The 12,443-nt window shown below is 69.7% G+C and carries 8 protein-coding genes; 1 reads left to right on the top strand and 7 read right to left on the bottom strand.

Going from position 1 to position 12,443, the window contains the following annotated elements; genetic code table 11:
* Window positions 1-6: 6 nt before the first annotated feature.
* The 7 genes from ACZ4WQ_RS31635 to eccD form a co-directional block, all read right to left on the bottom strand.
* Window positions 7-465 carry a YbaB/EbfC family nucleoid-associated protein gene (locus ACZ4WQ_RS31635; RefSeq protein ID WP_311725527.1) on the bottom strand — a complete coding sequence of 153 codons (459 nt, stop codon included), beginning with the start codon at window positions 463-465 and terminating at the stop codon, window positions 7-9.
* 22 nt (window positions 466-487) lie between these two features.
* Entirely contained in the window at window positions 488-3,730 is a 3,243-nt protein-coding gene (locus ACZ4WQ_RS31630) for an AAWKG family protein (RefSeq protein ID WP_398373473.1), read from the bottom strand.
* 74 nt (window positions 3,731-3,804) lie between these two features.
* Complete coding sequence (locus tag ACZ4WQ_RS31625; protein ID WP_311725524.1) at window positions 3,805-4,299, bottom strand: type VII secretion system-associated protein; 495 nt, start codon at window positions 4,297-4,299, stop codon at window positions 3,805-3,807.
* Window positions 4,300-4,366: 67 nt separating this feature from the next.
* Window positions 4,367-4,687: a WXG100 family type VII secretion target gene (locus tag ACZ4WQ_RS31620; RefSeq protein ID WP_311725523.1), complete on the bottom strand. Its 321-nt coding sequence runs from the start codon at window positions 4,685-4,687 to the stop codon at window positions 4,367-4,369.
* Window positions 4,688-4,743: 56 nt separating this feature from the next.
* The gene (locus ACZ4WQ_RS31615; protein ID WP_311725522.1) at window positions 4,744-5,085 is read right to left on the bottom strand and encodes a hypothetical protein; all 342 of its coding nucleotides are present in this window, start codon (window positions 5,083-5,085) and stop codon (window positions 4,744-4,746) included.
* A 38-nt stretch (window positions 5,086-5,123) separates the two neighbouring features.
* Window positions 5,124-6,653 (bottom strand): type VII secretion protein EccB, encoded by a 1,530-nt coding sequence (gene eccB, locus ACZ4WQ_RS31610; RefSeq protein WP_398373470.1) that lies wholly within the window; start codon window positions 6,651-6,653, stop codon window positions 5,124-5,126.
* A 30-nt stretch (window positions 6,654-6,683) separates the two neighbouring features.
* Window positions 6,684-8,084 (bottom strand): type VII secretion integral membrane protein EccD, encoded by a 1,401-nt coding sequence (gene eccD / locus ACZ4WQ_RS31605; protein ID WP_311725520.1) that lies wholly within the window; start codon window positions 8,082-8,084, stop codon window positions 6,684-6,686.
* Window positions 8,085-8,432: 348 nt separating this feature from the next.
* Here eccD and eccCa point away from each other — a divergent pair, with 348 nt between their 5' ends.
* A complete protein-coding gene (eccCa, locus tag ACZ4WQ_RS31600) occupies window positions 8,433-12,410 on the top strand; it encodes a type VII secretion protein EccCa (protein WP_398373467.1) in 3,978 nt (1,325 codons plus the stop codon).
* Window positions 12,411-12,443 lie beyond the last annotated feature (33 nt).

The raw sequence follows: 12,443 nt of genomic DNA, 5'->3' as shown, positions 1-12,443 counted from the left end.
CGTGGCCTACCTCCGGTCCCCGTCCTCGTGGATCTCGTCTCTCAGCCGGTCGCTGGAACGGGTATGCGCGGCCCGGCCCTTCGAGGCGGTGTCCGCGAGCGGTGCGAAGATCTCGTCCCATTCGATGCCGACACCGTCGAGGCGCGGGGCGCCGCTCACACTGTCGGACAGCGGCCGGAAGGTGTCCATGACCGTCTGGGCCATCTGCGCCTGGGCCTGGGTCACCGCCTCCAGCACCGAGGCCGCGAGCTGCGCGGCAGCCATGGTGCGGTACCTGCCGTCGAGGAACTTCACATCGGCGAGCTGTCCCTGCGCGCCGACGGTCGCCTCGACCGCGCGGTCCCGCGAGCGCACGGTGACGGAGGCCGTCCTGAGCTGCGCCTTGGCCTGCGCCACGGCCTGCTGGGTCCGCTCCATGTCAGCCATGGCCCGGGCCAGCTGATCCTTGATCGATTCCCTGTCCATCGCTACGCCTTCCTCGCCGCTCTCAACGCCCGATGACGGCTGGAGCGCCGCCCTCGTCCGTGCCCCAGACGTCCTCGTCCTCCTCCAGCCACGCCGCCCGTTCGCGGTCGGAGCTCTGGGTCTGCGGCTGGCCGCCGCCCATGCCGCCGCCCATCGGCGGGGCGAAGGGCATGCCACCGGCGGTGGACATCCCGCCGCCGCGCGCGGCGACGATCTCCTCTTCCTGGTAGCTCGAACCGGACGGCCGGGAGCCGCCGAGGCGCCGCACGATCGGCTGGGTGGGGTCGTCGTACACCCCGCGGACCCGCTCGGTGTCGCCGGAACCGGCGCCGCCGCTCATGGACCCGTTCATCCGGGTGCCGGGGGGCAGCATCGGCATGCCGCCACCGGACGAGCTGCCGTCCGCACCATATCCGTTGCCGGACGGCGTGCTGTTGTACGGGGTGGAGTCGTACAGGTCGTCCTCATAGCCGCCGCCGTACAGGCCGTCGTACGAGGAAGAGCTCGACGGCGAGTGGAGGTTGGAGGAGCTGCCGAGGTTGCTCGGCAGGGTCTCGCCCGACTCGATCGGGGTGGTGGTCGTGGTCCCGTCGGGCTGGCGGTTGGTGATCAGCCCCTGCTCCGGGTCGATCCGGGTGCTGCTGCCGTCGGGGAACTCGGTGTTGAGGGTCCCGTCCCGCTCCAGGGTCGTGATGCTGCCGTCGCTGTTGGTGATCGAGTCACCGGGGCGCAGCGTGTCGAAGTCCGTCGAACCGTCCGGCAGGACCGTGGAGATGTCGCCGCCCGGCACATCGATCGTCCGTGAGGTGCCGTCCGGGTACTCCAGGGTGACCGTGCGGTCGGGGTTGAGGGTCGTGGTGCCGCTGGTGCGGTCGAGCGAGGGGCTCTGGCCGCCGTAGTCGTCGGGCAGGTCGGAGGGCAGGTCCGGGCTTTCGTACCGCCCGGGGCTCCCGCCGCCGAGCTCCCGGGTCTGGCGCTCGTAGCGCTTCTCCGCATCGGCCTGGCGCTGTTCCTGTTCGCGCTCCAGCTTCTCCTGTTTGGCCTCGGCCTCCTTCTGTTTCTGCTCCTGCTTCGCCTCCTGCTCCGCCTGCTTGGCTTCCTGCTCCGCCTGTTTGGCCTCGGCCTTGGCCTCCTGCTCGGCCTGCTTGGCTTCGGCTTCCTTCTCCTTCTGCTCCTGCTTGGCCTCCTGCTCCTTCTGCTTGGCTTCGTATTCGCTCTCGGTCTGAATGCGCTTCTGTTCCTGCTCCTCCTGTCTGGCTTCCGCCTCCTTCTCCTTTTCGGCCTGCTTGGCCTCCTGCTCGGCCTGCTTGGCCTCGGCCTCCTTCTCCTTCTGCTCCTGTTTCGCTTCCTGCTCGGCCTGCTTCTCTTCCGCCTTGCGCTCCTGCTCGGCCTGCTTCTCCTCCTGCTCCTTTTCCTTCTCGGCCTGCTTGGCCTCCTGTTCCGCCTGCTTCTTCTCCTGCTCCTTCTTCTGCTGCTCGCGTTCCGTGCGTGCCAATGTCGTAGCAGCTTGCTGTTGTGCCTCTTGCTCCTTGTACCGCTCCTCCTGCTTCCGTTCCTGCTCGGCCTGCTTGGCCTCGGCCTCCTTCTCCTTCTGTTCCTGCTTGGCCTCCTGCTCCGCCTGCTTCTCCTCGGCCTTGCGCTCCTGCTCGGCCTGCTTCTCCTCCTGCTCCTTTTCCTTCTCGGCCTGCTTGGCCTCCTGTTCGGCCTGCTTGGCCTCGGCTTCCTTCTCCTTCTGCTCCTGCTTCCTCTCCTGCTCCCGCTGCTTCTCCTCCTGCTCCTTCTCCTTCTGCTCCTGCTTCCTCTCCTGCTCCTTCTCCTTCTCTTCCGCCTTGCGCTCAGCCTCGGCCTGCTTCCTCTCCCACTCCTTCTCCTTCTCCTCGGCCTTGCGCTCGGCCTCCTCCTGCTTCTTCTTCCACTCCTCTTCTTTCCTCTTGTTCTCCTCCTCTTTCCTCTTGTTCTCCTCCTCGATCCGCTTCCTCTCCCTCTCGGCGTCCGCCTTCTCCTTCGCCGCCTGGTCCTTGGCGAACTCCTGGCTCAGGCTGGTGGTCTCCGTGTCGATCTTCTTGGGCAGGTCCTGGTCGTTCACGGAGTTCTGAATGGCGAGGATGGCTGCCTTGCCCGCCTCCCCGAGCACGTCCACGACGGACTGCTGCCACTTCTTGATGGCCTCTTCGCCGATCTTCTTCCAGGTCTCCTTGTCCTCGAGCTGGCCGTAGGTCGGGTGGTCGCCGTGGAAGCCGTCCAGCTTCACCGCGTGGTACGAGTCGTAGGAATCGTATCCGTAGTCCTCGTAGTAACGGACCTTGGTGATGTTGTTCTTCCAGATCCACTCGGAGACATCCAGCAGGATGTCGTGCAGCCAGCGCAGCGGATTTCCGGTGAGCAGCTGCCAGGTGTTCCATTTGTTGTACAGCGAATAGGAGGCGTTGTGGATGTCCTGCCGGTATTTGCGGAGCTCATTGCCGTACTTGGATCCGTTGCCCTGGAGGGGAATCTGCTCGTTGTACGACTTGTAGTTGCGCGCCATCCCGTGGACCATGTCCCGGAAGACCCCGGCGGCCATTCCCTTCCATGACGCCTCCTCCTTGCCGAGGTCGAACTCCCAGTCCCGGAGGTCGTCGTACCGATTCTTGAAGAAGCGCGCGGCCCGGTCGAGGGCTTCGGCCGACCTGTTCAAGGAATCCAGGTCCACCGCGTCCTTCTCGTTGACCCTGAGGCCATACCAGTCGAATCCGGTGGTCTTGCCGTTGTTGATCAGCGACACCAGCGCCATGCCGCCGCCGTAGCTGTAGTGCGACAGGCCGACGTTGCTCCAGGTCGTGTCCTTCGACTGGCCCTCGAAGTCCTTGCCCAGCCCGCTCTTGAACTCGCCGCCCACGACCACTCCGCCGGCCGGGGGGTCGTCCGTGCCGTTGGTGCCGAGCAGGGTGATGCGGGCCTGTTTCATCACGACCTTGGTGCCCGGGGCCGCCCCGCTGATGGGGCCGTGTTTCCCGGAGTAGAACGGGATCACGAAGTCGGTGTTGTTGATGCGCCAGCCGGAGTTCTCGGTACGCCACGACATGTCGTTGACCGCTTCGACGATCGCGTTGGAGGGCTCGCCGTTGTAGTCGGAGAACTCCAGCCGCATCAGCGGGATGTCGTTGTTCCCGAGGAGGCTGTCGAAGAGGTCCGCCCTGGCGGGCAGGACGACGCCCGTCAGCACCCGAACAGCCCTGGCCCACCAGTCGTTGTCGGAGTGGGCGACGGGGACTTTCTTGGACATGGCGCGGGACCTCCGGCGGGCCGGTCAGCGGGGTGGGGGGCGGGCGGGAACGGGGGCGGCGGGACGCTCAGCGGCTAGTCGTCATCGTCGCCGCCACCCTTGCCACCGGCCAGGTCGTCGTCCACGTCCTCGAAGATGTCCAGGAACTCCTGGCCGTCGATGGTGGTCAGATTGCCGCTCTGGGTGGAGAACAGCGTGGAGATGGTGGTCTCCAGGTTGTCCTCGATGTCCCCGAAGAGCTTGGCCTGCTCCTTGTAGATCTCGACGAGGTTCTCCGCCATCGTGGCGAGGCTCTTGTTGAGCTTCGCCACCTGCCCGTCGACTTCGCCCTCCTGGAGCATCCAGCCGAGCGACAGCGGCTTCCCGGCCTGGTAGGAGTCGAAGTCCTCGATGCTGATGTCTTCTTTGCCGATCAGCGAGCCCATCGAGGGACCGAACGTGGGGTCGTCCTCGGTGATCTTGCGGATCTCGTCCTTGAAGGGCAGCACGCGATTGTCGAGGAAACTCTGGAGACCGGCCTTGTCCAAGGTCAGCTTGGTCGTCTTCTCGTTCGGATCCTTGGTGTCCACTCCGGGTCCTTCCCGCTGGGGGTGTGATGGGCGAGCCGGCCGCGGGGGCCGGCCCCGCCGGCGGGCGTCAGCGGCCGATCTTCACCGAGTCCCACATCTGCGTCAGCGACTGCTCGCTGTACTGGTAGTTCTCGGAGACCGAGGTCAGCAGGGCGGAGTGCTTCGTCAGCAGGTCCTCCATCCCCTTGACCGCGTTGTCCCAGGCCTGCTGCTTCTGGGTGTAGACGTCCTTGTCGTCACCGATCCAGGTGTTCTTGAGCTCGTTGAGCTCCATCTCCAGGTTCTCGAGCGTGGTCGCGATGGCCTTCGTCTGCGTGATCATGTCGTCGGCCGCGTTGCTCATGTGCGAGTAGTCGACGTAGATGTAGCCGTCGGTGAAGTCGCTCATTGCCTGTCCTCGTCTCGCCTAGGGTCCGAAGGTTGGTGGGGAAACCGGCGGTCGGATCAGCCGGTCAGGGTGTCGAAGACCGCGTCCGACTGCGAGTAGGCCTGGTTGATGGCCTCGTTCGAGGACCCCTGCTGCTTGCCCTGCTCGACGAGGGTCTGGTTGAGCGTCTCGATCATGTCCTGGACGTTGGTGAGGATGACATCGGCCTTCTCCTCCCATGACGTGACGAGGTCCCGGAAGGCGCCACCGTCACTGCCCTTGTAGTGGGTCATGAGGTTGTTCTTGGTGGACTCGACGTCCTGGCGGCACTTCATGACTCCGCTGAAGGCCATCTCCAGGGCCTGGATGCCGTTCCGTGTCGCGGATTCCTCTGACTGCTGCATGCCGTTGGCAGACATACGCGCCCCTCTCCTCGATCGGCTTCAGGAGGGCGATGCTACGAGGCTCCGTTTGTCTTCTCGTTCGTCTGACTTGTCGTCAGATTGTTTTTCGCTTGTTCGCCCTTGCCGGGGAAACGGCAGCGCGGCGCCGTCACGTTGACCTGGCCGTTCTGCGCCGCCTGCGGATACAGGTCGGGGCCGGAGGGGAGCATCGACAGCATCAGCGAGGGCATCTCCTGCGGGCCCTCGCCCTCGTAGCCGAGCGCCTTGACCGCGTCCTGGTTCGCCAGCCGGTGCTTCACGCCCGAGTCGGTGACCAGGTAGACCGTGCTGCCGACCCGGCCCCCGCCGGCGCCCAGCGCCCGTACGAGAACGCCGCGGCCCGGCGGCACGGTGATCCGGTCCACGGGCAGACACGCGGGGGCCGCGGCCGCGCCCGCGGAGTGCTGGGCCACCGGGCCGAGGTCCGGCTCCTCGACCAGCGTGACCCCGACCCGGGTGCCCTTGCCCTGCGGCGCTACCCGGACGCACGGGGTCTGCTCATCAGACACGGTGACCGCCTTCGGCGGCGAACTCGGGGCCTGGCCGGGGCCCTTGTTCAGCGAGCCCTCCGGCGCGAGATTGCCCTGAAGCGCCTGGGAGGTCACCGGCGAGGCGACCGGAGCCTGGCCCCCGTATGCCTTGGCGCGGGTCTGCGGATCGCCAAGCACCAGCGCCAGCTCGGTCGCGGTGAGCGGCGCGAGGCCCTCCTTCCGCAGCAGGTAGTAGCGGCTGTCGGAGCCCGGGACGTCCAGCGCGAACGCCTGCCCGACCCGGGTGGAGCGGCCGCCCAGCCGCGGCCCGAGGTCGCCGAGCCCGGGGGTCTCCGGCGGTGCGAGGTCGGGGCCCGCGGGCAGCGCGCTCAGAAACCCGGCCGACACCGGCACCGGCTTGGTGGTGGCGTAGCCGAGCGCCTCGGCCGCGCCCGAGTCGCGGTCCAGCCGCAGCCTGCTGCCCTGCCACAGCAGGTAGCGGTTGCGGTCCGGGCCCAGTACAAGCACCCCCTCGCCCTTGCCGAGCGCGTCGCCCGGCGTCTCGGCGCCGACCGCGAGCGTGGTGCCGACCTTGCCGTCGTTCTCCGCCGACGGTGCCGAACACACCTGCCACGGGTCGTCGGACAGGTCACCCGCCTTGGGCAGCGAGTCCGGGGCGCCCTCGATACCGATGGGCGTGCCGAGCGGGGTCCCCTTGAGGGACTTGGAGCCCACCGTGGTGGTCTCCAGGTCGGAGCCGGCGAGCAGCAGCGCCGAGGCGTAGTTGCGCACCGGGCGCAGCCGTCCGTCGAGGTACAGGTAGCGGGCGCCGGTCTGCTTGTCGACGATCAGATTTCCGGCCGAGCGCCAGGAGTCCTTCTGGCCGGGCGAGATGAGGCCGAGGACGAAGGCCCCGGCGCACAGCAGCACGGTGATGATCACGCCGATGGCGACGCCGCGGTTGGTGCGGCCCTGGGGGCTCTCGGGCGCGTCCGGGTCGGAGCGCAGCATGCTGGAGGTCAGCCGGCCCATGAGGAACATATGGGCCTGGACCTGGTCGCGTTTGGTCTGCATGGAGAACTCGTCCTTGGGCGGTCTTGGGCGTTATCCGTTGAGGGAGCGGAGGGCGCCGTAGACGCCGAGCACCCACAGCGACAGGGGCAACATGGCGATCGCCATGGCGGAGTGCAGCAGTTCGGCCGCCCGCCCCCAGTACGGGACCAGCCGCCGCCCCGGCACCGTCCAGGAGGCGATGGCGATGGCGGCGGCGACCGCGAGCAACCCGCCGACCAGCAGGAGCTTGCCGGACGAGCTGTACGAGGTGGCCGCCTCGTAGATCAGCAGGGCGCCGCCCCACAGCGCGGGGACGACCAGCGACAGGCGCTGAAGGGTGTTGCCGAGGCCGCGGCTGTGCAGCAGGAGCAGCACCGACAGGGCGGCCATGGTGAGGATTTCGGGGAGATCCTCGGCGCGCGCGAGGCCCAGCATGCAGCCGGCGCAGATCGCCCCGGCCGCGGCGTACAGGCCGGTCATCCAGCCGTCGGCGATGACGGTGCGGGCGGCCACGGCGGACGGCGAGTGGGGTTCGATGCCCTCCTGGAGCTGCTGGGCGTTGGTGGGCAGCGGGGGCATGCGCAGCCCGGAGAGCCGGAACGACATCGAGGGCACGAACGCCCCGAAGAGCACGGCGGCCAGGGAGACAAGACCGGCGGCGTGGGCGGCCGACAGATCGGCGGTCATCATCAGGACGGCCGCGAGGACGCCCGCGGCGGCGACCGCCACGGCGGCCACGAAGAGCGCGGCGAAGGCGACGACCAGGGCGACGGCCAGCATGGCGCCGCCCGCCGCCGCGGCGCTCGCGGCGAGCAGCCGGGAGCCGAGCACCTCGTACGGGTGCGGTCCGCCGAGGTCGCCGCCGGGCAGCAGCCATCCGGCGAGGGCGCAGTACGGCACGGCGGCGAAGCCGAGCGCCGCGCCCGCCTCGGCGTCGCCGACCGCGCGGCTGGCCGAGGCGGCGCCGCCGAGCAGCAGCGCCGCGGCGGCGGCCGCGGCCAGGGCGCGCAGTTCGGCGGGCGGGCCGGGTATCGCGAGGACGGCGAGCCCGGCGGCGAGGGTGAGGATCAGCGTGCCGAGGAGCAGCCGGCGGCTGATGGTCGCCGTCCAGCCGAAGGGGCGGTCGGCCATGGTGGTGGCGATGCCGTCGACCAGGTCGTCCAGCCGGACCTCGGGCAGGACGTCGGTGCGCGGGCTGAGGTAGAGCGTCTCGCCGTCGAGCACACCGAGGGATTCGAGGCTGCTGTCCTCGGCGAGCGGTTCGCCACCGAGCCGCTGGAGCACCCAGCCCCCGTGTTCCAGACCCTGTTCGGCGAGGTCGTCACCCGCGTACCGCACCAGCGTGGGCAGCAGATCGACGACGGGGACATCGGCCGGGACCGCGAGGTCGATGGAGGTGGCGGGGGCGCGCACGGTGACGCGGCAGAGCCCTGCCGTTGCGCTGTCAGTCATGAGAGTACTCACGCTTCTTCGGGAGACGTGTTCGGGACACGGGGTAAGTCTCCGTGGGGGGTGTGGGGCGTTGGACGTGTGCGCAGGGAGGCTGCACACTACTTGCTGAACCGCCTGCTTCGGTCACGGCCGTCGAAGTGAACCGTGGAATCGGATCGTAGACTCTTCTTCACCGGCCCGGGATTCCTGCCCCCGGCTCGGGTTCACCGCTCCTGCCGTCCGCCGCGGCTGCCCTGATGGCCGGGCCCTGCCTGCCCCGGCCGCGCGTGTCACCGTCCGTTCAACGGTTGTTTTCAGCCCATTGGCAGCATCCCGGCAGCACCCCCGGCCCCGAAGGAGACCACCCGCTTGAGTACCGTCCTGTTCCGCAGGCCCGCGCGTCGGCGCGGCCCGGACATGCCCGAAGGGGAACTGAGCCTCCAGGAGCCGCCCTCGCTCCCGGAAGTGACGCCCGACAGCTCGGCGGTGTGGAACTACCTGCCGATGGCGCTGATGTCGGTGTCCATGATGCTGATGTACATGCGGCCGGGCGGCTCCAAGAGCGGCGCGTTCATCTATCTGGCCCTCGGGATGATGGTGGTCTCCGCGGTCGCCATGATCCTGGGCCAGGTCGTGCGCCGCAACAGCGAGCGCAAGCAGCGGCTCAAGGGCGAGCGGCGGGACTATCTGCGCTATCTGCGGCAGACCCGGAAGAAGGTCCGGGCCGCCGTGGTGGAGCAGCAGCGCGCCCTCCTGTGGCGTCATCCGGAGCCGACCGCGCTGTGGTCGCTGGTGGGCACCACCCGGCTGTGGGAACGGCGCCCGGGCGACCCGGACTTCGGGGAGATACGGGTCGCGGTGGGCGACCAGAAGCTGGGGCTGCGGCTCTCGCCGCTGTCCACCAAGCCGGTGGAGGACCTGGAACCGCTCACCGCGCACGCGCTGCGCAGCTTCATCCGCGCGTACTCCACCGTCCCCGGCCAGCCCATCGCGGTGTATCTGCGGACGTGGGCGCGGGTGCTGTTCCGGGGCGATCCGGCCCGGATCCGGGAGCTGACCCGGGCGATGCTCGCCCAACTGGCCACGCTGCACTCCCCCGAGGACCTGTGGATCACGGTGGTCACGGCGGACGAGCAGCGCGCCGAGTGGGACTGGGTGAAGTGGCTGCCGCACAATCGGCACGCGCAGGAGAGCGACGGCGCCGGCTCCGTACGGATGGTCGTGGCCTCGGTGAACGAGCTGGACGACCTGCTCGGCGGGGAGTTCCAGGAGCGGCCGCCGTTCGACCCGGACGCGATGGCGGGGCGCGAGGAGCCGTACACGGTGATCGTGCTGGACGGTGTCGCGCCGCCCGGCGGACACCGCATGGAGGGGCCCGGCCACCGCAACGCGGTGGTGCTCGACATCACCGGCGAGCTGCCCTGGCGGCCGGGGCGCGCCACGCTGCGGTTCCAGGTGTCCGACGAGACCATGAATCTGGTGCGCACGGACCGCGACCGCAAGGAGCAGTCCACCCCGCTCGGCCGGCCCGACCGGCTGAGCACGACCGTCGCCGCGTCGCTGGCGAAGCATCTGGCCCCGTACCGGATGGGCCTGGCCACGGAGTCGGCCGAGCCGCTGGCCGCCGATGTGGAGCTGACCTCGCTGCTCGGCATCCCGGACCTGTACCGCCATGAGCCGCCCACGCTGTGGGAGCGCCGTACCGGATCCGCCCGGCTGCGGGTGCCGATCGCGGTGGGCTCGGACGGGGTGCCGGTGGAGCTGGACATCAAGGAGTCGGCGCAGGGCGGCACCGGGCCGCACGGCATGCTGATCGGCGCGACCGGCTCGGGCAAGAGCGAGCTGCTGCGCACCCTGGTGCTGGGGCTGGCGCTGACCAACTCCTCCGAGACGCTCAACTTCGTGCTGGTCGACTTCAAGGGTGGCGCGACCTTCCTGGGTCTTGACGAGCTGCCGCACACCTCCGCCGTGATCACGAACCTCGCGGACGAGGTGGCGCTGGTCTCCCGGATGCAGGACGCGCTGCACGGCGAGTTGATGCGCCGTCAGGAGTTGCTGCGGGCGGCGGGCAACTACACCTCGGCCCTGGAGTACGAGAAGGCGCGGGCGGACGGCACGCCGCTGACGCCGCTGCCGAGCCTGTTCGTGGTGGTCGACGAGTTCAGCGAACTGCTCTCCGCGCACCGCGATTTCATGGAGCTGTTCGTGATGATCGGCCGCCTCGGCCGCAGCCTCGGGGTGCATCTGCTGCTCGCCTCGCAGCGCCTGGACGAGGGCCGGATGCACCAGCTGGAGAGCCATCTGTCCTACCGCATCGGCCTGCGCACGTTCTCGGCGATGGAGAGCCGGGGCGTGCTGGGCGTGCCGGACGCGTACGAGCTGCCGCCGACTCCCGGCAGCGGCTTCATCAAGACGGGCGTCGAGGCGCTGACCCGCTTCCGCGCGGCCTATGTCTCGGGCCCGTACCGGCGGCGCAGCGGCTCGGCTCACCAGGCGCGGGTGGCCAGCCAGGTGGTGCCGTGGACGGCGGGCTGGGTGGTGCCGCGGCAGCTGCCCGACCTTCCGGACGAGCCGGAGAAGCCGGACGAGAGCGAGGCCGGGGACGGCGACGCCCTGCTGTCGGTGGCCGTGGACCGGCTGCGGGACGCCGGGCCGCCCGCGCACCAGGTGTGGCTGCCGCCGCTGACCGACCCATCGCCGCTCGACGAGTTGCTGCCGCTGCTCGCACCGCACGCCGAGTACGGGCTGACCACCACGGATCTCACCAGGCGGGGGCGGCTGTCGGTGCCGGTCGGCGTCGTGGACCGGCCCTTCGACCAGCTCCGGGACGAGCTGCGGGTGGACCTGTCCGGGGCCGGTGGCCATGTCGCCGTCGCGGGCGGCCCGCAGAGCGGAAAGTCGACCCTCGTCCGTACGCTGATCACGTCTCTCGCGCTCACCCACACCCCGCGCGAAGTCCAGTTCTACTGCCTGGACTTCGGCGGCGGCACGCTCGCGGGTCTGGTGGGCCTGCCGCATGTCGGCGGGGTCGCGGCCCGGCTGGACCAGGAGCGGGTCGGCCGGGTGATCGCCGAGGTCTCCGCGGTGCTGGCGCACCGGGAGCGGTTCTTCCTGGACAACGGCATCGACTCGATGGCGACGCTGCGGCGCCGCCGGGCGGCCGGGGAGTTCCCAGGGGAGAAGCACGGTGATGTCTTCCTGGTCATCGACGGCTGGTCGACGGTCCGCCAGGAGTACGACCAGCACATCCCCACGTTCAACGCCATCGCCGGCCGGGGCCTCAACTACGGCGTCCACCTGATCGTCACCACCGCCCGCTGGGTCGAGCTGTCCTCGGCGGTCCGGGACCAGGCCGCGACCCGTCTGGAGCTGCGCATGGGCGACCCGATGGACTCGGGGATCGATGTGCGCAAGGCGGCGGGCGTGCCCCGGATCCCGGGGCGTGGCCTCACCCGCGAGTCCAAGCTGCACTATCTGGCGGCGCTGCCGCGCATCGACGGCGTGGCCGGGGCCGATGACCTCGCGGACGGCGTGGCCGGGCTGGTGGCGGCGGTGCGCGAGCACTGGTCGGGCCCGCCCGCTCCCCCGGTGCGGATGCTGCCGACGAAGCTCCCGGCGGCCGAACTGCCGCCCGCCGAGGGTGATCTGCGGGTGCCGCTCGGTCTGGAGGAGGACCGGATGGGCACCGTCTGGCATGACTTCAGCGCCAATCCGCACATGATCGTGGTCGGCGACACGGAGAGCGGCAAGACCAACCTGCTGCGGCTCACGGCGCAGGCGATCATGGCCCGGTACTCCCCCGCCGAGGCCCGGATCATGGTCGTGGACTACCGCCGCGAGCTGGTGGAGGCGGTGCCCGACGAGTACCGGCTGGGTCACGCCGTCTCGCTGGACGCCCTCAAGGAGCTGGTCGGTGGCGCGGCGCGGGCCGTGAAGACCCGGATGCCGGGCCCGGACATCGCCCCGTCCCGGATGCGGCAGTGCGACTGGTGGACCGGGCCGCGGCTGTTCGTCCTGGTCGACGACTACGACATGGTGGGCGGCGGCGGACCGCTGAACCAGCCCTTCGAGGGGCTGACGAACTTCCTCGCGCTGGGCTACGAGGTCGGTCTGCACATGATCGTGGCCCGCGCGGCGGCGGGCGCCGGCCGGGGCCTCAACGACCCGCTGATGCGAAGGCTCCAGGAGGTCAACACCCCCGGAATCCTGCTGTCCTGCCCGCCGACCGAGGGCTATCTCTTCGGCAACGTCAAGGGGCGCATCCTGCCGCCCGGACGGGGGCTGCGGATCGCCCGGCGCAAGAGTGTGCAGATCCAGACGGCCCTGATGGGCCCGGAGGATTCATGACACCGGGCGGCGATCGTGGTGCCGGCGTACGGA

Source organism: Streptomyces sp. NPDC028305, assembly GCF_055569495.1.
This window is presented reverse-complemented; position numbering and strand designations above follow the sequence as displayed.